Here is a 22,164-nt window from a genome sequence, read left to right on the forward strand (position 1 = left end):
GAAATCCCCTGGGGATTGTGTATCCCGTTAAAAGGGAGGACTAATCCGTCGTTAGATAAGCATTTGCCGCAAGTAGTGATTTCATAAAAATGTCGACTGCCATCGTGGCTGATCTGTCTTTATGGAGAATGATGGTAAACTCTCTCTCTAACTTATTGTGTTTGATTCGCAGTTCTACAATCTCGCCGAGTTTAAGCTCCTTACGTACAATCCACCGTGATAGAATCGCGATACCCAAGCCTGACGCTACCGCTTCTTTGACACCCTGACTGCTGTTAAAAATATAAGAGCGTTTAACGTCTAGCGCGTTATCTTTAATAAAATGATCGCTAAATGCCCGGGTTCCAGAACCTCCTTCTCTCAGAACCCAAACTTGATTATTCAGATTGCTGGGTTCAATAACACGGATCGAGGAGAGCGGATGATCGGGTGGAGCGATGATGATCATCGTATCCTTCATATATGGGGTGATGTCTAAGTCGGTTGCATTGGACTCGCCCTCAATGATGCCAATATCCAGTGTACCTGATCTAACAGCTTGAATGATTTCCTCCGTATTTCCAATGGTAACTTGCATGTCGACTTGCGGGTACTGATGAGCAAATTCGGCCAATCTCTTCGGTAAAATATATTCTCCGATCGTAAAGCTAGCTCCAATCTGCAAAGAACCTGTTACCTCATCCTGAAGCAAATGAATGGCTTCTTTGGTTTCTTCATAGAGAAGTAACATTTGCTTGGCACGTTTATATAGAATCTCACCGGCTTCCGTTAACCTGACCTGCTTGGATGAACGATGTAAAAGCCTAGTGCCTAACTCGTTCTCTAGATTTCGAATATGCAGACTAACCCCTGGTTGAGAGAGGTTTAGCAGTTTGGCTGCTTTGGAAAAATGACTTTGTTCCGTAACTGTAACAAAGACACGTAGTGCATCTACAATCATAATAATCCCTCATGACGAATTGTATTTTATACTTAATGAAGTCATTTTATCGTCGAATAAGGTTAAAAACAAGCTTAATCATAAGTATTCGTAATGATTGGAATAGCAAATCGGTATTTCTCATTCTTTTCGCTATGCGATATAGTGAACGCTATAGAGCATCATGTTTAAAGACATCAGGATGGGAAGTGAGTGTAACGATGCAGGCAAAAATACTGGAGTTTAAGTATCACAAAGGTATGGGGTTTACGCAAGGAGTTGGCATTACCTTAATGCTGGCCATGGCTGCGAAATATTTGGCGATGTTACCTTTTTTGAGTATTATGGGACAGCTTGTAATCGCCATTGTACTTGGGATTGCATATAGAGGATTTATAGGAGTACCGGAGTTTGCGGCTGCTGGAATCTCATTTACGAGTAAGAAGCTTCTGAGATACGGTATTATTCTTCTAGGTATGAGGCTTAATTTAACAGATATTATCCATGCAGGACCTAAAGTATTGGCAATAGCAGTAATTAATATTACTTTTACGATTGTTGTTGTATATGGGATAGCAAAATGGCTAAAGGTGAATACAAAGCTTGGGCTCTTAACAGCATGTGGTACCGCCATTTGTGGAGCGGCCGCAGTGGTAGCCATTTCGCCGCAATTGAAGGCAAGCGATGATGAAACGGCGATTGCCGCTGCCAATGTTGCGATTCTCGGTACGATCTTCACCCTAATCTATACCGTAAGCTATCCATTGTTAAATTTAAGTCCGACAGGTTATGGCATTTTTGCGGGAGCTACGCTCCATGAGATTGCTCACGTCATTGCTGCTGCTGCGCCAGGAGGGCAAGAGGCTGTTGATCTGGCTGTAATTGTTAAGCTGACACGTGTTGCCATGCTGGTTCCGGTAGCTATGGCCATCGGTATTTGGACAGGACGTCAACAAAAGCGTAATGAGAAAGGCAATGAAAATAAGCGCAGTTGGAGAGAAATCCCTATTCCCTGGTTCATTCTTGGATTTTTACTGATGAGCGGAGTGAACACGTTAGGTATTATTCCTGAGGGGATTACGGATCAGGTGATTGTCGCGGCTTATCTGCTTATTGCAATGGCGATGGCGGGTCTAGGGCTGGGTGTAGAAATCGCTACTTTCCGTCGACTGGGCATAAAATCATTTGTTGCAGGAGCGATAGGTTCAGTACTGCTGTCGGTTCTTGGGTTCTTGCTCATTCACTTATTCGGATTGGCTTAGTTCTTCAATTCGATCCCTGATAACAGATTCGGAATTCGTTCCCTTCCAAGTCCTATAACTGTGTTATGAAGATAATCGCTCACATTCCCAACGGGTCGATAAGAATTTCCATTGATTTCAAAAGTACTAAGCATCGTAATCCATTTTTCTTGGTCATATATATGTAATGAATACAGATAACCTGCCCCTGTGCTTTCACTTAGTTTCTGTAATTGAACAGATTTTAAAGTCGATACGATATTCTGAATTGAATTCAAATCTGAGACTGTCATGGTATGTCCATCACTGAATTTCATTTCGATTTTCTCTACATTTAGTAATTCGCTTTCAACAACTTGTGTTAAAGGAATAACATCTTCATTAATCTTGTTCTCATTTCCATCATTGTGGTTCAACTAACTACATTTCAATCAACTCGATATAAAAATGTGTGTGTAATCACAACTGGAGGTTTGGAGCTCTGTTACGCTGTGGATAACGAATGATTATATATATGGAGGTTACGATATGTTTTGTTACCAGTGTGAACAGACACCGAATGGCGGATGTACTGTGGTTGGGGTGTGCGGTAAGAATGAGACCATAGCGAGTTTACAGGATACGATGATTTTTGCATTAAAAGGTATTGCAGCCTATGCGACACATGCCCGGCAGCTAGGATATAGCGATCCCGAGGTGGATCGTATCACCCACGAAGCCCTGTACATGACCTTGACCAATTCCAATTTTAATACGCAAGAGCATCTGGAGATGGCGATGAAGGTCGGAGATGCGGCGGTGCGGATCATGGATGTGCTGGATCGCGCACATACGGATCGCTTTGGTATTCCGCAGCCGATCACAGTCAGCCAGAATAAAATTGAAGGTCAGTGCATTGTGGTGACAGGACATAATTTGTATGCGCTGGAGGAACTGCTGCGGCAGACGGAGGGAAAGGGCATCAACATCTATACCCACTCGGAAATGCTGCCTGCCCACGGTTATCCGGCATTGAAGAAGTACGGGCATTTGAAAGGCAACATCGGCAAAGCCTGGTACGATCAGCGCAGACTGTTCGAGAAGTTTCCTGGTGCGATTCTCGCTACGACGAACTGCGTTATGCCAATTAAAGGTACGTATGCAGATCGCTTTTTCTCTTATGAAGTAGCGGGGCTAGAAGGAGTCGCGAAGATTATGGATGACGATTTCTCCCCACTGATTGAGCGTGCTTTATCGCTGCCTGCGGCAGATGTAGAGTCAGAGCAGGTGCTCACGACGGGGTACCACCATGAGACAGTGATTGGACTCGCTCCTGAGATCATTCAGGCCGTCAAAGACGGGCATATCCGCCGGTTTTTCGTCATTGCAGGCTGCGACGCGCCGGGTCCAGGCGGCAATTATTACCGTGAGTTGGCGACTTCCTTGCCGAATGATACGGTCATTTTAACCACTTCTTGCGGAAAGTTCCGCTTTAATGACGTAGATTATGGCACTGTGGGAGACACCGGCATTCCGCGTTATATTGACCTTGGACAATGCAATAATTCCGGTTCTACTGTGAAAATTGCCATGGCCTTGGCTGATGCTTTTGAATGCACCGTGAACGAGCTCCCGGTCAGCATCGTGCTGTCTTGGTTTGAGCAAAAAGCGGTCGCCATCCTGTTGGGCTTGTTCAGCCTCGGCATTCAGGATATCCGCATCGGACCGAAGCCGCCTGAGTTTATCTCGTCCGGCGTGCTGGATGTTCTGGTAGAGCTTTTTGGATTGAAGTTGATTACCACTGCCGAAGAGGATATGAACGCGATGTTGGCGCTGTCGTAGGTGTACAGAAGTTAGCGTGAATAAGAATGTCAAGATTAACGTAATGGCTTTTTTTTAATTTATTTGAGGACTGTATGAGGAGTCGTGTTATTGCACGGCTTCTTACTTGTGCTTACCGTTGTAAAACCGATTATGTTGTTGATTCTATTGTATATATGTTTGTATGATATTGAAATGTTTGATTTGGTGTTAATATTGAGTTAATTTCCAATATATGATAATTTAAAGACCTAAATAGTTGTTTCAGTTCGTCTCTGAAAGGAGCTTTCCCATGAAACAAACAAATCTTTTAAAAACCATAGCCGCGGTTCTCGGCTCAATCCTGTTCTTGACGAGTGCCGGGCTTGCCGTTTTCGGTGCCTTCCCGCAGCGGACAGAAGCAGCGGCGGCGAAGTCTTCTGCCGCGTTCAGCTTGTTTGAGCAGAGAGTGAAGAAGCCTTCCTCCCTCAGTCTGGCCCAAGCCACCTTAGTTAATCGTATTGGTGAAATGACGCCAGCAGAGGCCAATCTGGCGGTCTTGCATCTGGAAAATGCGCTGAAAGCCTATCTGCCCGCAGCAACCAAACGCATGAATACTCCGGCCATTCAAAAAGATATTAAGAGTATTTATACATCAGGCATGTCCATGGTGCTGGCTCGCTCCAAGGTGAAGCAGTTCCAGACTCGCATTGTCCTGCAGGACTTGTCTGCTATGGACTATAAGCTTGAATCCGGTGGAGGCCGCTTTTATCCGGTCATCCAATACAAAAGCTTTAAAGTGTTCAAACCTTACGTCACCAGGGATCTGCAAGCCTATATCGAGCTGATGGCTGCCGAGTCGGAGCAACCGTCTGCGGTGAACGGAACTTTACTGATCGACTGGTACAAGGTCGCGGAACGGGCCTTGCAATATGAAGAATTTTTAAAAACCTATAAGACCTCCAACCGTACAGCGGCTGTAAAAGAAGCTTTCGAGGTAGCCAAAATGTATTTATTCCACGGTACCAAAAACACGCTGCTGTTCGACAATAAAACACAGGTGATGAGTGAGAAAGCGGCAATTGCTTATGAGAATACACTGTCGGAAGCAGGGCCCGAGCAGATCGAGGCCAGCACGCTGCTGACACAGCTTGAAGAATTCCTTGTGCTTCTGGAGAAGAACGGAGATAAAAAAACTCAGGCCGTCAATAATTTTTTGAAATCCATTTGATAAAAGTTGAACTTAACCGCAGTATCCGGCGTCTGGAATCATCACAATTCGTGATTGTGTATGCGGCGGGGAGCTCTCTTGAGACATTTGTAATGAAACAGCACAAGAGGTAGACCGTTTCTGACAAGGGGCGGTCTATTTCGATGTGTCACGCATGGTGATTAACTGAGTGCTGAAAGTCCACTAGCAGAGACAACATGAAGCAAGCGTTCAAAAGGGTCAAAGCGAACAAAGGCGCTCACGGGAGGGTATGATACGTGAACTAATGGAACCGCCGTTTACCGAATGGTACGGTTCAGTTGACTTTGCCCTTGGGGCAAGGTGTACAGTGAAGTTGAACAAAGGTGCCATATTTAAAGCATGTAGTCCGTATAAAAATATGAAGATGGAGGTGACCTCTTGCTATCGATTGGAGAATTTTCGAAGATATGCGAAGTATCTACAAAAACGCTTCGATATTATGATGAAATTGGATTAATTCATCCTGATGAGATTAATCCTGAAAACGGGTATCGATATTATTCCATCAGGCAACTAAAAAAGATGCTCTTGATCAACCGTTTGAAATCTTATCATTTTTCTCTGGAAGAAATCAAAGCCATTCTGGAATTGGAAGAGGATCAATCAGATGAGAAGCTTTGTTCTGCCCTTAATCGCAAGAGAAGGGAAATACAGGAAAAACTAAATGCTTTTGAATATACCCTAAAACAAATGAGTAATGATATTTTAAATTCAGAGAAGGGCATACCCATTATGTCATACCTTGACAATATAGAAGTGCAACTTGTTGAAACCCAGCCAATGAATATCTTTTATATGCGTCAGATGATGAGTAGTGATGACTATATTGCAGGATATGGAAAATATTTCAGCAGGCTATATGATAAAATTGCTACTGAAAAACTTACCATGCTTGGTACACCAATGACGATTTATCACAGCCCTGAATACAATCCTGCCGGCAATGATACAGAGTTTGCCATCTGGGTAGAGGAGACTGTAAAGGGAACGAGAGATTTGCCTGGAGGCCTTTGTGCAAAGTCTGTTGTACAGGGTTCATATTCAGAATTGACATCGGTATATGCGAAGCTGAGGGAATGGGTAGAAAATGAAGGATATGAATTGGTGAAATCACCCTATGAAGTATATGTAACCGACCCCAAACAATCCACTGTTCCTGAGGATATGGTTACAGAGGTGTATTTTCCTGTAAAGAAAAAATAGTAGCAGGACCTGACATTTTCCTTAACGATCGCTAAACAAAACACGTCTTATAGGAGGTATCTATCATGCAAAGAAACTACTGGCCATCTACAGAATGGCAAGCCGTAGACCCCGCAACCTTAAGAATGGACGCTGAAAAGCTTTCAGAGCTTGAACCTATCATAAAATCCGAGTACAGCAATATAAACGGTATTGTTGTTGTGAGAGATGGATCTATTGCTTATGAAAGTTATTACAATGGCTATGGACCGGATGATACGCACCATGTGGCATCTGTAACGAAAAGTATACTATCTGCCCTCATTGGTATTGCCATAGATGCAAGATATATTAAAAATGTAGACCAGAAGGTGCTGGGTTTTTTTCCTGAATATGTTCCTGATGCTGCGGATAGACAGAAACGAGAAATCACCATCCGCCATCTTCTCACGATGACGGCTCCCTATCCCTTTGAGGACTGGCACGAACCGCTGGACAAGATGTGCATGCAACCTGACTGGGTAAAATATACGTTGGATATGCTGGGCCAACAAGGAAATATTGGAACTTTTAAATATTCCACCGCAGGGGCGCACCTGCTTTCAGCCATCGTCACTCGTAGCACAGGAACAAGTGCCCGTGAGTTTGCCAACGAACGCTTATTTAAACCCATCGGCATGAAAGAAATCCCGGATCATGGCATGAAATCATTTGGGTTTGAAGATTTATTCGGGAAAAATGTGAAAGGGTGGGTTAATGACCCAAACAGCAACTCCACAGGAGGATGGGGGCTTACGCTAACTCCCCGTGATATGGCACGTTTTGGTGTTCTATATCTCAACCGTGGTATTTGGGACGATAATCAGATAATTTCGGGAACATGGATTGAAGAATCAACAGCGATGAACTCCAATAATTACGGTTATCTATGGTGGTTACGCGAAGAGGACGGAGTTTTTGCATACTCAGCACTAGGCGATGGCGGTAATGTCATTTGTTGCATTCCAGAAAAAGACCTAGTCGTAGCCATTGCATCCGAATTCATCATTCATCCTCGTGATCGATGGACACTGATTAAGGAATGTATTATTCCGGCTGCTATGGAAACATAACAGATGGATATAGCCGACACACAAAGGTTTAAAAATATGGCTGATTTGCCGCTACCCTAGCAATGGAAACGGTAAAGGATATTTCTGTGCCAATTGTCAAAGTGCCCGCTTGGATTGAGTCAGCCGGAGATTCTATTGACAGCAAGTATAATGTCGTTTTGTCGAAGGATAGCATCTATTACAGAGTAATCGGTGAATCTCAGGAAATTGCGATTAAAATCGCGAATTTGGTGAATTAGAACTAATATCGTAAGCCTGTAATCGTAGACATGGAAAGAAAAAAGCCCTAGACAACAAGCTGTCGTCGGAATTCCACCGCGTCAGCTTGTTTAATTTTCTTTATGCTCTTTCCTCATTATAGAAGCAAATGAATTCCTAGATTAGTCTTTGTGCTTCTTCGATGCTTCGTAGATCATAGGGGTAGAGAGCTTCCATGGTCAATGTTGATTTTTCATGAACTAACCCCCACAGTTGGAAGTTCAATAGTTGCTTTCATGCCTATTCCTGTATCGCTCTTTAAAGTAAGTTGACCATGATGCGCCTTAACGATTCTTGCGACCATCGGCAACCCAAGCCCATGTCCGTTATGAATAGGGTGTTTTCTTGTTGATGAGTACGGCAATTCTAGCAAATCGGGCAACTCGCTTGACGTAACCCCTTTACCGTTGTCAGATACAATAAAGTGACAAACCTTTTTGTCAGGAAAAGTTATCGTTTGCAATAATATTTGACATCCTTTCTTGTTATGAGTAATGCTGTTTTGCACGAGGTTGGTAATGGCGCGAAGTAATAGCTTTTCATCACCATTCACTTTCAGATGCTCATTTGTGAAGTCGAGTTCCAAGGAGAATCGTTCATCCAAACCATTGTTCAGAAAATCTGCTGCAACTTGCCGTGCGAGTGCCGATAGCCTTATAATCTTTGTATTTAATGGTTGCATTTCGTACTCTAGCATGGAGACAAGGTTTAAGTCACTAATAAGTGAGCGGAGTTTTTCTCCCTGCTGTCGGATAATACTAGCCTTTTGTTGTTGTTCTAAAGGGACGACTTCGCTTTCTTCTAGTTCACTTGCATATCCAAGCACCATGGACAGTGGTGTACGAATATCGTGGGATATGCCGGAAATCCAGTTAGAACGTGCTTCATCTCTTGCTTTAAGCGCAACGTTTTGTTGTTGTAATAATGCGGATGTATGGTTGATGCTTGTAGCAAGACTGCTTAGTACTCCTTTTGGCTCGACATGGGCACTTTGTTCCTCCGCCAAAGCATGAATTCCTCGAATAAGCGGCGTTATAGATTTAATGAGACGAGAACCGATTAAGAGTGATAAAAGTAAGGCCAAAGCAATATTTCCAATGACTAAAGCAAAGGAACGAAAAGGTATATCGCGTATCCATTTAACCGGAAAACCAAATTGGTATTTGCCGACACTGTCTTTGGGAAAACCGATGACAACAAGTCCATCATCATGCTCCCATACATACACAGGATAATCCAATAAATAATTGCGAGAAAACTTCGCTACATCGGTAAGGGAATAGGAACGGGGCAGCTCATCTGGCAGGACATAGCTCCATTTTACAATTCCATTGTTGTTAAGCAGCATGGCCCAAGCATCGTTTTGCTGTAATAGCTTTTCAGCTTCCGTATCTAAATAATAACTTTCGTTATTCAGATGAAGATTTTTCGTTATGCCTTGAGTAATGCTATTCGGAGACGGCCCGTCATTCATTCCTTTGAGTACCCATGTTCCAAGTGTAATCAGATTGAGGACGAGCAGGAAAACAGAAATGATCATTGTCGATCCTACAAAGCGTCGTAAAATGCGGACAGCTCCGTCCATGGTTACTCCTCCTTCATGATCAGTTTATAGCCAAGTCCTCTTACAGTAAGCAAGTGTTCGGGGCTAGAAGGGGTTGTCTCGATTTTTTCCCGAATACGCCTGATATGCACCATTAAGGTATTCTCATAACCGTAGTAGTCGTCGCCCCACACCGATTGACATAAAGCATCGCTCGTGACAATACGCCCCCGGTTTTCATAAAGTTTAGTAAGTAGCGCATGCTCTTTGGCTGTTAATGGTTGCTCACCTGCTCTACATTGCACCACGGCGCCTTCAAGATCGACAGTATGTTCTCCCAGTTTGAATATGGGTTGTGGCTCATGCCTTGGTGGAGCATATACACGTCGTAATATGACTAAAAGACGAAGAACGAGTTCACGTGGTAAAAATGGCTTGACCATATAATCATCCGCGCCAAGTCCAAGCCCGAGTAATCGGTGTTCATCCTCACCTCTTGCGGAGAGAAAAAGAATCGGCATTTGTGAAAAACGACGTATTGAAGAGAGTAGGGTAAAACCATCGCCATCCGGTAACATGATATCCAAAATTGCGATAGCTGGCTTGTCCGCCAGGCAGATCGCGATAGCTTCTTGGCAATTCCCCGCATGATATACACGAGTAAAGCCTTCCTTGCGTAGAAACCCATCAATCATATTGCGGATTTCATGCTCATCATCAACGATGAGTATTTTTTTGTGTTTTAAATCTTCCATGTTAATCACCCATTTTAATTATACAAAGTACTGTCTGTGATTCCACTAAATTCACTCGTATGTTGATGATTTAAGGTTGTCGTAAGGTTATCGTCAGGTTGAAGAAGGGTTGCACCATTACACTGTGATTACGAATAAGAACTGAGTACAAAATCAAATTGGAGTGAAAAAGACGATGAATACGATTATTTCAACGCACAATCTCTCAAAACGCTATGGTGACGCATATCGGGTAAGTAAGGTGGATCTAGCTGTATACGAAGGTGATGTGTATGGCTTTCTCGGCCCGAATGGAGCGGGGAAATCGACCACCCTTAAAATGCTTCTGGGACTTGCTAAGCCTACCGATGGTCAAGTTGTTGTCTTTGGCAAGGAGTTCGATAAAAACCGTCAGTTTATTCTGAGTCAAACAGGATCACTTATCGAATCCCCTTCTTATTACGGTCATCTTACCGGATTAGAGAACATGCGTATTATGCAGCGCCTGCGAGATGTGCCGGACAAAAATGTGTTTGATGCTCTGAAAATTGTCCGTTTGGAAAATCAAAAGGATAAAAAAGTGGGGCAATATTCTCTTGGGATGAAGCAGCGCCTTGGAATCGCGATGGCATTGGTTGCTTTTCCGAAACTTCTAATACTCGATGAGCCGACAAATGGACTTGACCCGGCTGGAATAGGTGAAATCCGGGAACTTATTCAATCATTGCCGCAGCGTTACGGTATTACCGTCTTAATTTCAAGCCATTTGTTATCAGAGATTGAGCAAATTGCCACTTCGGTTGGCATTATAAGCGATGGAAAACTGCTGTTTCAAGGTAGTATGGATTTGCTGCAACGCAAAAGTCAGTCTTCTATTGCTATCAAAACAACAGATAACGAAACAGCGAAAAAGTTGCTTCACAGCCAGGGACTTTTGCCGATCATCAACGAAAATTACCTAACTTTTAAAGGTATGAACGATGCACAGGTGGCGCAAACGAACAGAACGCTCATAGATGCAGGGCTGGACGTAATCCGTATTGAAGAACACAAGAAAAGTTTAGAGAGCATATTCCTTGAACTTACGGGAAAGGAGAGAAGTCTTTAATGAAAATGATCGGTCTTGAATTTTTTAAACTGCGCCGTAAGCATCTGTTTCTCATGATTAGCCTGTTTTTGTGCGTGGAATTAGCATGGGCTTTCATGGCATCCAGCATGTCTATATCCCGTAATCCGAACAGCGTCGGATGGGATGGGGTACTCGTAATGATTGCATCTATGAATGGTCTATTTCTCCCCATTATTTCGGCGGTAGTTGCTTCACGGATTTGCGATATGGAGTACAAAGGCAGTACATGGAAGCTCTTGATGGCAGCATCCGTCAAGCGAAGTCATATTTATGCGGCTAAATATATATGCGCCTGTATATTGATGTTATTTGCTATCATCTTGCAAATCTTTGCTATTGTAGGCTTTGGTATTGTGCAGGGATTTGAGCAGTCTGTACCGTTATTTCTGTTAATTAAATTTTGGGCTGGCACTATGTTGACCACTATGGTTGTTATCGCATTGCAGCAATGGATCTCGCTTTCAGTCAAAAATCAAGCCTTTGGGCTTTGTCTAGGGATGCTCGGAGGCTTCATCGGCATAACGGGGGATCTCTTTCCAGCAGTGGTGCGCCGTATCTTTGTTTGGTCCTACTATACAGGTCTATGTCCTGTAGCATATAACTACGTGAACAATTCAATGGAGTTTGTTGCCCGAGACATTGGAGCGTATTTGCCCATTGCGCTCTTATTCATGGGAGCAGTGGCTTATATCGCGGGAAGCATTCATGTATCCCGACAGGAAGTATAGGTAAGTGTAGTGTAGTAATGCTCCACAAAACTTTTAAGAGGAGATAATTATGTTAAAAAGATGTATTCAGGCTGAATGGCTTAAACTTCGTCATTCTCGTATGTGGCTTATACTTTTGGTGCTTCCCGTTTTTAGTGTTCTGATTGGCTGCGCTAATTATTATTTTAACCAAGCCGCATTACAAAATGGTTGGTACAGCCTGTGGACACAGGTTAGTTTGTTTTATGGGGAATTTTTCTTGCCTGTACTTATTGCGATCTGCAGTGCATATGTGTGCAGGCTTGAGCATATGAACAAAAATTGGAATTCGGTTATGACAGCTCCAGTTTCAGTTGCACATATTTTCATTTCAAAACTGGTTATCGTCGGAGCGCTCATTTTAATAGTCCAGTTTTTCTTTATAACACTTTATTTTTGTGCAGGGAAGCTATTCGGATTGCCGCTGCAATTTCCTGTAGAAACCTTCGGCTGGATTATTCGTGGCTGGTTCGCATCTATTACAATCGGTGCTATACAACTTTGGCTTTCTATGCAAATCCGTAGCTTTGCCATTCCTATTGGCATTAGCGTTTGTGCTGTTTTTATCGGCTTGGGCATGTATGTGATGAATCTAGGCATGTTTTTTCCGTATTCACTTCTGACCATCGGCATGGGCGTAATAAGCCAAGAGAGTCTGACAAATAGCGATATTATTCAATTCTTGGCTATGAACATCATATTTATTGTCATCATCTCCGTATTGACTATTCGTCGGCTGAAGAAAGTCGATGTGATGGCTTGAGGTAATGCCCCGTGACAACGAATCAAATACCCAATAGATTAATCGCCTTATCTGCTCCAACATGAACATAATCCAGTCAACTGGTTCCTTTGGAGCGAAAGAGAAGCGTTTGACAAAGTGAAAAGAGATTCCGGCCATTAAGCTAGTGATTGTTGATGGGTCAGTCGAAAATCTGAGGTGCTTCGCTCCATGTACCTGTATTCCTTCGAAAATACACTAAGGTATCTGAAGAAGTCGGAGCAGGAATTCATTCAAAATAACCTGAAATAGAACAAGTCGGAGCGTGGAATGGTCATGCACTCCGGCTTGTTTTTATTTTGTTAAGTTTCATGCCTATCTTGCGTAGAATGATGCACTTTGGGGAGAGGTATGTCTATCTCGGCCTCGGCTTGGACAGTTTGGCTCAGCATTTCAACTACATGCTCATGAAATTGCCGTAACGCTTTGCCGGATGGTTGATTGCTTTCCTTGATTACATATTCACATTTTTTCATGAATTACTCCTCCAAAATTTCACAGTTGTCATATTCCATGAGTCATCAAAATGCTCAACATTCTATTTGGAAGGCGGGAGAATATTAACACGTAAGCAAAACAATTAAACACGTAGCCGTCTATTTAAGAAAATCACGGGACGATGGTGAATCTGAAGACATTCTCTCAAAGCATAGGGATACCCTTCTGGCCTTAGTAGAGAATCGAAATTGGACCTATAGGTTATATGAAGGAAGTGGCCTCTGGTGAAAAGATAGAATCCCGGAAAGAAATGCAGAAGTTACTTCGGCATGTTGAAGACCAGCTCTATGATGGGGTAGTGGTCATGGATATTGATCGTTTAGGGCGTGGAGAAAACAAGGATTGGGCACTCATTAAAGATACATTCTTAAACTCAGAAACGGTCATTATCACACCAAACAAGATATACGATCTAGAAATAGACAATGACGATGTATCATTTGATTTCATGTCTATTTTTGCCCGAATAGAGTACAAAACGATTAAGCGAAGAATGAAGCAGGGGAAAGAGGCAGGAGCCAAGAAAAGCATGTGGACAAACGGAAAGCCACCGTTTCCTTACTACTACGATAAGAACACAAGGTCGGTATTGGTGGATGAAACAAAGCGTCCGATTTATCGAGCGATTGTTGAAAAGTATTTGAATGGAACAAACCTTGGTCATATCGCCATTTGGTTGACGGATAACAAGATACCCACGCCATACAACATTGAGCCGGATGGAAAGAACAAGGGCTCGTCAAATATTACGGTTCAACGGTTGCTGGCAAGCGAAATCCATTTGGGTTACATCACTTATGGGAAAACTCGTTCCAAGCGTGGTCAGGTGGAACTTGTACCTGAAGAAGAGCGGATTAAAGTCATGGGAGCACATGAAAAGCTGAAAACGCCGGAAGAACATGAAGTCATTATGGAGCGGTTGCTTAAGAATAGAATGTTGAACCCAAATTCAAGGCGTAACATTTTTCCTTTGTCAGGCTTGCTGTATTGTGAAAAATGCGGTTCGCGGATGAGGTTCCGAGTAGGTGAGAATAAGAAGCAAGGGCAGTACTGGAGTGCATTGTGCTATCACCAGTATAAAGATGGCAGCAAATGTGAGCAGCACGGCAAGGTAATGGATGCTGACTTCTTCAATGCTTTGTATGACCGGATTATTCATGTAGACCCGGATATATTACGGGAAATTGAACTGCATGGAAGTCGTTATAGTGATACACAGACGATCATTGAGGTCAAAGAGCAGGAATTGAAGAAGCAGAAGCGGGCGTTGGACAAGCTGCATGGATCGTATGAAGAGGATATGATAACGAAGCAAGTATTTTTGGAGAGGAAGGCTGTAAGGACAAGGCAGATTCAGAAGTTGGAAGAAGAGTTGAAGGATTTGCGGAAGGTTGTAGTAGATGAGGGGAATTATCCGACTGTTGAGCAGATATACGGACGGATAGGTGAGTTTAGGGAGTTGTGGGACGCTGCGGTGACGAGTGAAGAGAAGAATCGGGCGTTGAAGAAGCTAGTGGAGCGAATTGTGTATGATCGGGAAGGGAATCGGGTGGAGTTGGCTGTGTGTTATAGGTGAAATAAAGCATTACATTATCTCTTAACATGTGGAGTAGGTCATATTGATGGTTAGAAAATGAGATTATCAGATTCACTGCAATTTACGAGAGATAGGAATTACAAAATGATGTCATCTGTCAAAAGCTGATAGAGGACATCATTTTCGCTGCTCTTTTTCTTTACGAGTGGTATAATATGCCATAAGGGAGTGGTGAAATTGAATGATGTTCGGGGATCTAAGTGGAGAAAATGGGATTTGCATTTCCATACTCCATCTTCATTTGACTATCAAAACAAGTCAATTACTAATTCTGAGATAATAGAAATGCTTGAGGCAAAAGAAATTAAAGCTGTTGCGATAACAGATCACCACGTAATGGACATACATAGAATAGAAGAACTTCAACGATTGGGAAAAGAAAAAGGAATTACCGTATTTCCAGGAATCGAATTAAGGTCTGAACTCGGTGGAAGTGAATCGATACATTTTATTGGTATTTTTCCGGAAGATTCAGATGTTGGGGATATCTCAGTAAAAATACAGGGGAAGCTTGAAATTACTTCTGCAGATATTAAGAGGAAAGGTGACGATTTTGTATATTGTGATTTTAAAGAATCGTCCAAAGTAATACATGAACTAGGTGGAATTGTAACAGTACACGCGGGTAAAAAAACAAATGGTATTGAAAGTATTAGAAATAATCATAAATACAAGCAAGCAATAAAGAAAGATTTAGTAGAAGGTGGATATATTGACGTATTCGAGGTTGGTCAATTAGACGATGTAACTAGTTATCAAGAAATGGTATTCCCTCATCTTGGTAAGAGCTTTCCTTTAATAATTTGTTCAGACAACCATTTGATAAGAGAGTATCACACAAAAGCAAGTCTATGGATTAAAGCTGATTTAACATATAAAGGCTTGAAACAGGCAATTACTGAGTCCAAAGATAGAATAAAATTAGGGATAAAACCAGAACAAATAGTAAACTATGAAACAAAAAAAACCAAAATTATAGATTCAATTAGTGTTAAGGAAATAAACGATAAATTAACAGGCACTTGGTTTGATAAATGTGAGGTGAAGTTTAATTCAGGGCTTGTTTCCATTATCGGTAACAAAGGAAATGGAAAAAGTGCTTTAGTTGATATACTTGGACTTCTAGGGGGCAGTTCACATAATTCGTTTGAATTCTTAAATGATAAAAAATTTAGGAATTCAAAGAACAATATCTCACAGCACTTCGAAGCAACTTTAAGATGGGCTAGTGAAGATACTTCTACAAAAAAACTATCGGAAAATGTGCTTGATACTGAAATGGAAAGAGTAAAATACATCCCTCAGCAATATTTGGAGAAATTATGTAATGAAATGAATATTGCTAGTGGCAACAGTTTTGATGCCGAAATTAAAAAAGTTATTTTTTCTCATATTAGTATAGAAAATAGACTTGGTTGTGAAACTTTTGACCAATTACTGAATTTAAAGACTAAAGAGTTGTCTGAGGAAATGAACATTTATAGAAGACAAGTTAGTGAAGTTAATTCATCGATATGTGAAATAGAATTTAAACTTACAAGTAATTACCGAGAACAAATAAATGAACAACTAAAAGCAAAACAAATAGAGTATGATCAACATCTAAAGATGATGCCAGAGAAGGTAGAAAAGCCATTAAGTGATAATCAAGCCGAGAGCGGTTATACTGAACTGACTAAAGAAGTAAGCTTGTTGAATAACCAAAAAGCTCAACTTCAAGATGACAGATATAAAAAAATAGAAGAAAGAAAGTTTCTTGTTAAGAAACAAGAAGCAGTGAAAAGTACGCTTGGGAAAATTGATAACTTTATGTTGCAATTTGATAAATTATCAAAAGATTTAGGTGAACATCTAGAGTTATTGGGGATAAGTCAAGAACAAGTAATTTCATTCAAAGTAAATAAATTTACACTTTTATCAAATCAAGAAGAAATTAATGAGAAGCTTGATGTGCTTGCTAAATATTTAGACGGAAACTCTGGTGGATCATATAATATTGTTTATGGATTGCTTGACGAAAAATTAAGTCAACTGGAAGATAAACTTGATAGACCAAATAAACTCTACCAAGAATACTTGGGCAAGATTGAAGAGTGGAATAAAGTGGAAAAGGAATTAATGGGAGATACATTTACACCAAATTCTCTAAGCTACATACAGAACCAACTTAATGAACTTGATTCAGCGTTACCAAATAAACTGGTTGAGGCTAAAGAGTTCAGAAAGCAACTTTCGAACCAAATATTTGATTTAATTCAAAATCTAATATCAACTTATCAAGATCTTTATAATCCTGTTCAAAATGCAATAAGTGCCCATCATTTGATCAGGGAAAAATATCAACTTAATTTTGAAGTATCAATAGTACTAAGCTCTTTCGTGGAAGATTTTTTCCAGAGGGTTGGGAACTCTAGAGGATCCTTTTATGGAGCTGAAGACGGTACCAGAAGGTTAAAAGAAATTATTGATAGATATGAGTTTCTTGACTTTAAATCCATTATATCTTTTATCGATGAAGTTTTACTAAACCTAGAGACTGATCAAAGAGATTCTTCTAAAGCTAGCATACCTGTTGAATTGCAGCTTCGAAAAGGAATGACCAAACAAGAGCTTTATGATTTTTTATTTAATTTGAGCTATTTATCACCAATTTATGCTTTAAAGCTTGGAGATAAAGAAATTGACAAACTTTCTCCGGGGGAAAAGGGTGCATTGTTATTAATGTTTTATCTCTTGGTTGATCGTGATGACAGACCTTTAATAATAGACCAACCTGAGGAAAATTTGGATAATCAATCGGTTTTTGAACTGTTGGTTCCTTGCATTAAAGAAGCAAAAAATAGAAGACAAATATTTATTGTTACACACAACCCGAATTTAGCAGTTGTTTGTGATGCGGAACAAGTGATTTATAGTTCTATTGATAAAAAAAATGCAAACAAAGTAAATTATCTGACAGGATCAATTGAAAATATTGAGGTTAATAATAAAATTGTAGACATTCTTGAAGGAACATGGCCTGCTTTCGATAATAGAACAAGTAAGTATATTATGGTGGTTTAATAAATTATATTTTATTGACTTATTATTTGTGCCCCTCTCAAATATCTCCAAGATCAATTATGGGAGGGGGGCCTCACCTGCCTCTACCGGTTGAAATTAATTTTAACTGAGAATTGAACATTTCTATAAACCATAAGTAGATCCGAATAACAATTAAAAAAGACTTAAAAGATTATCCAAGGAAAAGGTTGAATTCCTTAGGCCAGAATAAGCAATTGATAAAGCATGGTTTTACGTACTTATGATGAGATCTTGTGCAATTAACTTAGTTATAAGAGGGAATAAATCAAGAAATCATAAAATCTAATTTTTTTTATTATAAGGATGGAAAAATGTCAGATATTCATTATAGAATCAAAGAATTCTACAGGTTGATTCAAATAGGAAAAAGTATATCCAAACAAAATAGAAGACAAATTCATACTTCATCAATACGGTCATTTTTCTCAGAAACTATTTATGAAAAATCATTGTTAAATGCAAATAGTATCATTAATTTAATTCCGAATTCAAATGAGGATAATTATAAAGAGTCACAAAAATACTTGGACATTAGTTCAGTAGCGAGTTTATCTAGAAACTTAATTGAAATTCATAATGTTTATAACTACATGTGTGAACGTGGAATTTCAGATGATGAATTTAACTTCAGGTTTTATCTGTCTTCTTATCACCAAAATTTCTCGTCAGAAAGAATTATTTTGACTCTTGGTATTCCAAAGTCTTCAGGTTATTTAGCAGGTTATGGATTATTTTATAGTGAAAGTATGCTCACTAACAATAATGTCTTTTTGTCCTTAAGTGAAGGTTTGAAAAGGGAACTAATTAAAGGTAAGAAACCATTTTTATTTGATAGAATACGGAAGAGATACTCTCCAATTAATAAAGAGGTTGAGTCTGGAATCTATAATTTATTATCTAATAGTGTTCATACCCTACCTATTGGATTATTTAATAATTCTGCTTATCCTGGAGATTCACATCTTGACAGGAATAATCTAGCTTTTATTGCTTTAGAAACTTCGATATTATTTTTCTCAACAATACTTTTGGATTATGTAAAACGAAGAAATAAGCTATCTAAAATGTTAACTTCAGAAGACTTAATATTCATTACTGAAATGACTAAGAGTGATAATTTAATGAACTGGATAAAGCATCGAAGTGCAGTAGAATAATAAATTCTATAATTAAAATTTACAGTATTCGCAAATGTTTGTTTATAATTGATACTCTTGAGAAATATTGTAAAAATGAGGAGTAATATCATTTATTCCTCGGCAAGATGGTTGACTGTATCACTGCGTATCAATAATTCACATATTTCAGTGAGGTGTGGGTGAAATGATGGAAGATAAGCCTCATTGGCTGTTAAGGATGGAAAATGGGGGATTAGCTGAAGCTAGAACAAAGGCATTTTTAATGGATAGATTCTGGATTTTAGAACGTTCCGTAGATATTCAAGGTGCAGATTTTATTATTCAAAGACGTCTAACTTCTCAGAATATATTGGATGCAACCCCTCCAAGATTTGGAGTTATTCAAGTTAAATATTATCAAAATAAATATAAACACATCTCAATATGTACACCAAGAATACATTTGTGACACTGACGGACAGCCCCGTAATGAATTTTTCTTAGTTGCACATACAGGGGTTGGCGACCACTCTAAATGCTTTCTTTTGTCATCAAAAGATATTTTATCAGATTTTCAAAGTGTTGATAATTCAAAAACACAGGGGAATAAGTATTATTTACCCGGAAGACAGGTTTTAAGTAATAAATATAAAATAACTTCGTTTTCTCGTGCGTTAGATAGAATTGAACGAGCCTTGCTTCTTTCTGACTTTCAAAGAAACCGTAGTTTTATGTCGTGGATTCTTCCATCTTTTTCAGAAATTTCTATTGATCATATTGAAAATGAGTATACACTACCGCTAGAAAACTGGTATGCAGATATTCCCCAGGGAATTTTTGAGCTTAAGAAGAACATTGAAATGATTACATATGATTTAAATGAACTAGCCACTTCTTTTAATACTGTTCTAAATGAAACAGATCCATTGAAAATACTTCGTATTTTAGAGGGAGTCTATTCTAATTTCGCTCAGAGTTTTCCTTTGGGAGATATTTATTATGATAGTGAACTTCATGATGTAGTTTTGTATCATAAAAAAATATATGATAGTTTGAGAACTGACGGATTGTTAGAAAACTTCTTGGACCTTCAAAACGCACTAGGGAACTTTATTTGTTGTGACTTAGCTCTTTATACAAAGCTAGATTCAAGTTTATCTTATGTTATTAATGTTTCATATAATAAGAACGATCTTGCTAACTATAGCTTTAGTTCTAAAATAATGCAACTCGGAGATATAACGGAAGATAAAAAGAGAGTATTTGGTTTTATAAGTAATTTACAAGGAAATATCGAGGCTTATGTTATTCCAGGTAGACTAGGATTTGGGACATGGAAAAATGGAGAATATTTAGAAGAAGAATTTACCGATTGGTATGAAGCTATTAAAGAAAAACTATGGATAATTCGTAGACCCATTATGGAAAAAATATATGAGATAAGTTAAATATATTCAAAGAATAAAAGATGTATAGCTAGTTATTGATCCACATGTACATTTAAATGAACGATCGAATCGGATGTATACAAGCCGGTCTTCTTATCATTGGGTACAGTTATTTTTTGACCCACACGTACCTGTCATTGGTGAGAGGCTCGTGTGAATCACTTTTATATAGAAGCTTCTGCCAAAGGAATTGGCGGAGGCTTTTTGTTATAACTCAGTCAGCAGTCATCACTTTCTTCCATTTTGAAGTATAATAAGACTATAATACATTGAAACTATTTCAACTGAATAAATCAAAAGAGCAAAGTTGATTTGACCGTTAATAAGATGTTAGATTACACGGGAGATTAAATACCAAATACCTCTTTGTTCCTCCAAAGAAAGCAGGTGTACTTTGAATGGGATCGTATTGCGGACTTACAATAAATGGAGTGGGATTGTTTTCAGTTAAAAATACATTTAGTGAAACTCACTTAAAACTCTTTTCACCTCTTGAATTTATTAAATATAAAGAGGATTTGGATGGAGAAGATTATGAACGATACGTATTTAGAACTACAGTGAAAAAGGCAATGACTCGACTGGAGATTCTTGGATGCAGTAATAAAAAGTTGATAACTTATTTCAATAATGGTTTAGAATATCAGAAATCATATTATGCTAAACCTGATGATGAGTATGACAAGCGTTATGAATATTATGAAAGACTAACCTTTGATAATTATTCTAATGCTTTGAGATCGATTCTGGAAAGTGAAAGTATAGATATTTATGATGATAACATAAAGAATAAACATCCCAAGATATCAACGGATATTATTTCAAGATTGATTGTCGAAAAACTATCGTCTGGCAACTTATTAAATCCCTTTTTTTATGACGATATATATGAAAATGAAGAGCACCTTATTGACCATATGCTTGATATTTATATGTGCATTATTAATTGCAATGAAGACTCTGTTGTCGAGTATGATTTGAGTTCAGTTGTTGATGGCGGTTGGGTTGATGAATCAGATGCATTAGAGTTTTTTGATAATTTTATGGATACTACCATAATTGTGACTGAAGGGAAAACAGATATCAAAGTTTTGTCTAGAAGTTTGGAAATACTATACCCTGAATACAATCATTTATATACATTTTTTGATTTCTATAACTACAGAGCAGATGGTGGGACATCGTACTTAGCAAAGTTGCTTAAGTCTTTTTCGGCAGCCAAAATAAAAAATCGAATTATCGCAATATTTGACAATGATGCGGCAGCCGAGCTAGAAATACAGAGTCTCTCAACTATTCCTATACTTGAGAGTATAAAGATAATGAAATTGCCAATACTTGATTTTTGTACTTCATACCCTACAATTGGACCAACAGGAAGAAATAATATAAATATTAATGGATTGGCGGTTAGTATTGAACTGTTCTTTGGTGAAGATATATTAAAAAGTAACAACGAGTTCTCCCCAATTCAATGGACAAACTATGTTGAAAAATTGGACATGTATCAAGGTTCTATTATTAATAAAAGTGAAATTAATGTGAAGTTGGATGATAAGTTGAAAAATCCTGATTTGATAAATCAAGATTGGAGTAAACTTACATTTCTATGGGATACTATCTTTAAGCAAAGTTTCTAGTTAAATCTTATAAATATGTTGAATCCAATTTGCTAGCATTATGCCAATTATTAGGTTGAGATTACACCATCGACTCTGATTGATATATACTAAATCGATAATA

General features: G+C 39.2%; 20 protein-coding genes and 1 pseudogene. 16 read left to right on the forward strand and 5 right to left on the reverse strand.

Translation table 11 applies throughout. From position 1 onward, the window contains the following. Positions 1–40 precede the first annotated feature (40 nt). On the reverse strand, positions 41–940 hold the full coding sequence (locus UB51_RS06325) for a LysR family transcriptional regulator (RefSeq protein WP_044876581.1): 900 nt from the start codon (positions 938–940) through the stop codon (positions 41–43). A gap of 200 nt (positions 941–1,140) precedes the next feature. Here UB51_RS06325 and UB51_RS06330 point away from each other — a divergent pair, with 200 nt between their 5' ends. Continuing rightward, a complete protein-coding gene (locus tag UB51_RS06330; RefSeq protein ID WP_044876582.1) occupies positions 1,141–2,181 on the forward strand; it encodes a YeiH family protein in 1,041 nt (346 codons plus the stop codon). On the opposite strand, the gene UB51_RS06335 is transcribed toward UB51_RS06330, so the two are convergent. Beyond that, the gene (locus tag UB51_RS06335) at positions 2,178–2,576 is read right to left on the reverse strand and encodes a hypothetical protein (protein ID WP_044876583.1); all 399 of its coding nucleotides are present in this window, start codon (positions 2,574–2,576) and stop codon (positions 2,178–2,180) included. The genes UB51_RS06330 and UB51_RS06335 overlap by 4 nt on opposite strands. 112 nt (positions 2,577–2,688) lie before the next feature. Here UB51_RS06335 and hcp point away from each other — a divergent pair, with 112 nt between their 5' ends. From hcp to UB51_RS28155, 5 genes are all read left to right on the forward strand, one after another. After that, on the forward strand, positions 2,689–3,981 hold the full coding sequence (hcp, locus tag UB51_RS06340; protein WP_044876584.1) for a hydroxylamine reductase: 1,293 nt from the start codon (positions 2,689–2,691) through the stop codon (positions 3,979–3,981). 271 nt (positions 3,982–4,252) lie between these two features. Beyond that, entirely contained in the window at positions 4,253–5,170 is a 918-nt protein-coding gene (locus UB51_RS06345; protein WP_044876585.1) for a hypothetical protein, read from the forward strand. Between the two features lie 399 nt (positions 5,171–5,569). Further along, entirely contained in the window at positions 5,570–6,394 is an 825-nt protein-coding gene (locus UB51_RS06350) for a MerR family transcriptional regulator (protein ID WP_044876586.1), read from the forward strand. Positions 6,395–6,459: 65 nt separating this feature from the next. Then, positions 6,460–7,485 carry a serine hydrolase domain-containing protein gene (locus tag UB51_RS06355; RefSeq protein WP_044876587.1) on the forward strand — a complete coding sequence of 342 codons (1,026 nt, stop codon included), beginning with the start codon at positions 6,460–6,462 and terminating at the stop codon, positions 7,483–7,485. Positions 7,486–7,571: 86 nt separating this feature from the next. Then, positions 7,572–7,724 (forward strand): hypothetical protein, encoded by a 153-nt coding sequence (locus tag UB51_RS28155; RefSeq protein WP_160297228.1) that lies wholly within the window; start codon positions 7,572–7,574, stop codon positions 7,722–7,724. Positions 7,725–7,936: 212 nt separating this feature from the next. On the opposite strand, the gene UB51_RS06360 is transcribed toward UB51_RS28155, so the two are convergent. After that, positions 7,937–9,328, reverse strand: a complete 1,392-nt coding sequence (locus UB51_RS06360; protein ID WP_044876588.1) for a sensor histidine kinase — start codon at positions 9,326–9,328, stop codon at positions 7,937–7,939. 2 nt (positions 9,329–9,330) lie between these two features. Beyond that, positions 9,331–10,041, reverse strand: a complete 711-nt coding sequence (locus tag UB51_RS06365; protein WP_044876589.1) for a response regulator transcription factor — start codon at positions 10,039–10,041, stop codon at positions 9,331–9,333. 175 nt (positions 10,042–10,216) lie between these two features. On the opposite strand from UB51_RS06365, the gene UB51_RS06370 reads away from it, so the two are divergent. The 4 genes and pseudogenes from UB51_RS06370 (at position 10,217) to UB51_RS26890 (ending at position 12,799) form a co-directional block, all read left to right on the forward strand. Continuing rightward, positions 10,217–11,128: an ABC transporter ATP-binding protein gene (locus tag UB51_RS06370; RefSeq protein WP_044876590.1), complete on the forward strand. Its 912-nt coding sequence runs from the start codon at positions 10,217–10,219 to the stop codon at positions 11,126–11,128. Continuing rightward, complete coding sequence (locus UB51_RS06375; RefSeq protein WP_044876591.1) at positions 11,128–11,877, forward strand: ABC transporter permease; 750 nt, start codon at positions 11,128–11,130, stop codon at positions 11,875–11,877. The genes UB51_RS06370 and UB51_RS06375 overlap by 1 nt, the downstream gene beginning before the upstream one ends. Positions 11,878–11,926: 49 nt before the next feature. Then, positions 11,927–12,658, forward strand: coding sequence for an ABC transporter permease (locus UB51_RS06380; RefSeq protein WP_044876592.1), 732 nt, complete (start codon positions 11,927–11,929; stop codon positions 12,656–12,658). 11 nt (positions 12,659–12,669) lie between these two features. Then, positions 12,670–12,799 (forward strand): annotated as a pseudogene (locus UB51_RS26890) (DUF255 domain-containing protein). 179 nt (positions 12,800–12,978) lie between these two features. On the opposite strand, the gene UB51_RS28160 reads toward UB51_RS26890, so the two are convergent. Then, positions 12,979–13,152 carry a hypothetical protein gene (locus tag UB51_RS28160; protein WP_160297229.1) on the reverse strand — a complete coding sequence of 58 codons (174 nt, stop codon included), beginning with the start codon at positions 13,150–13,152 and terminating at the stop codon, positions 12,979–12,981. Between the two features lie 227 nt (positions 13,153–13,379). Between UB51_RS28160 and UB51_RS06385 the strand changes: the two genes are divergently transcribed. From UB51_RS06385 to UB51_RS06410, 6 genes are all read left to right on the forward strand, one after another. Beyond that, positions 13,380–14,750 carry a recombinase family protein gene (locus tag UB51_RS06385; protein WP_044876593.1) on the forward strand — a complete coding sequence of 457 codons (1,371 nt, stop codon included), beginning with the start codon at positions 13,380–13,382 and terminating at the stop codon, positions 14,748–14,750. A 198-nt stretch (positions 14,751–14,948) separates the two neighbouring features. Then, entirely contained in the window at positions 14,949–17,834 is a 2,886-nt protein-coding gene (locus UB51_RS06390; protein WP_052675773.1) for a TrlF family AAA-like ATPase, read from the forward strand. Between the two features lie 332 nt (positions 17,835–18,166). Further along, entirely contained in the window at positions 18,167–19,012 is an 846-nt protein-coding gene (locus tag UB51_RS06395; protein ID WP_044876594.1) for a hypothetical protein, read from the forward strand. A 166-nt stretch (positions 19,013–19,178) separates the two neighbouring features. Continuing rightward, a complete protein-coding gene (locus UB51_RS06400; RefSeq protein WP_044876595.1) occupies positions 19,179–19,442 on the forward strand; it encodes a hypothetical protein in 264 nt (87 codons plus the stop codon). A gap of 76 nt (positions 19,443–19,518) precedes the next feature. Continuing rightward, entirely contained in the window at positions 19,519–20,421 is a 903-nt protein-coding gene (locus UB51_RS06405; RefSeq protein ID WP_044876596.1) for a cupredoxin domain-containing protein, read from the forward strand. A 398-nt stretch (positions 20,422–20,819) separates the two neighbouring features. Beyond that, the gene (locus tag UB51_RS06410; RefSeq protein ID WP_044876597.1) at positions 20,820–22,061 is read left to right on the forward strand and encodes a HEPN/Toprim-associated domain-containing protein; all 1,242 of its coding nucleotides are present in this window, start codon (positions 20,820–20,822) and stop codon (positions 22,059–22,061) included. Positions 22,062–22,164: the final 103 nt, after the last annotated feature.

The organism is Paenibacillus sp. IHBB 10380 (assembly GCF_000949425.1).
Lineage (GTDB): Bacteria > Bacillota > Bacilli > Paenibacillales > Paenibacillaceae > Paenibacillus_AQ.

Bases quoted from the DNA above. Each gene is read 5' to 3' on its own strand.
- UB51_RS06325 (WP_044876581.1), bottom strand. From the start codon at position 940: ATGATTGTAGATGCACTACGTGTCTTTGTTACAGTTACGGAACAAAGT.
- UB51_RS06330 (WP_044876582.1), top strand. From the start codon at position 1,141: ATGCAGGCAAAAATACTGGAGTTTAAGTATCACAAAGGTATGGGGTTT.
- hcp (WP_044876584.1), top strand. From the start codon at position 2,689: ATGTTTTGTTACCAGTGTGAACAGACACCGAATGGCGGATGTACTGTG.
- UB51_RS06345 (WP_044876585.1), top strand. From the start codon at position 4,253: ATGAAACAAACAAATCTTTTAAAAACCATAGCCGCGGTTCTCGGCTCA.
- UB51_RS06355 (WP_044876587.1), top strand. From the start codon at position 6,460: ATGCAAAGAAACTACTGGCCATCTACAGAATGGCAAGCCGTAGACCCC.
- UB51_RS06360 (WP_044876588.1), bottom strand. From the start codon at position 9,328: ATGGACGGAGCTGTCCGCATTTTACGACGCTTTGTAGGATCGACAATG.
- UB51_RS06365 (WP_044876589.1), bottom strand. From the start codon at position 10,041: ATGGAAGATTTAAAACACAAAAAAATACTCATCGTTGATGATGAGCAT.
- UB51_RS06370 (WP_044876590.1), top strand. From the start codon at position 10,217: ATGAATACGATTATTTCAACGCACAATCTCTCAAAACGCTATGGTGAC.
- UB51_RS06375 (WP_044876591.1), top strand. From the start codon at position 11,128: ATGAAAATGATCGGTCTTGAATTTTTTAAACTGCGCCGTAAGCATCTG.
- UB51_RS06380 (WP_044876592.1), top strand. From the start codon at position 11,927: ATGTTAAAAAGATGTATTCAGGCTGAATGGCTTAAACTTCGTCATTCT.
- UB51_RS28160 (WP_160297229.1), bottom strand. From the start codon at position 13,152: ATGAAAAAATGTGAATATGTAATCAAGGAAAGCAATCAACCATCCGGC.
- UB51_RS06385 (WP_044876593.1), top strand. From the start codon at position 13,380: ATGAAGGAAGTGGCCTCTGGTGAAAAGATAGAATCCCGGAAAGAAATG.
- UB51_RS06395 (WP_044876594.1), top strand. From the start codon at position 18,167: ATGTCAGATATTCATTATAGAATCAAAGAATTCTACAGGTTGATTCAA.
- UB51_RS06400 (WP_044876595.1), top strand. From the start codon at position 19,179: ATGATGGAAGATAAGCCTCATTGGCTGTTAAGGATGGAAAATGGGGGA.
- UB51_RS06410 (WP_044876597.1), top strand. From the start codon at position 20,820: ATGGGATCGTATTGCGGACTTACAATAAATGGAGTGGGATTGTTTTCA.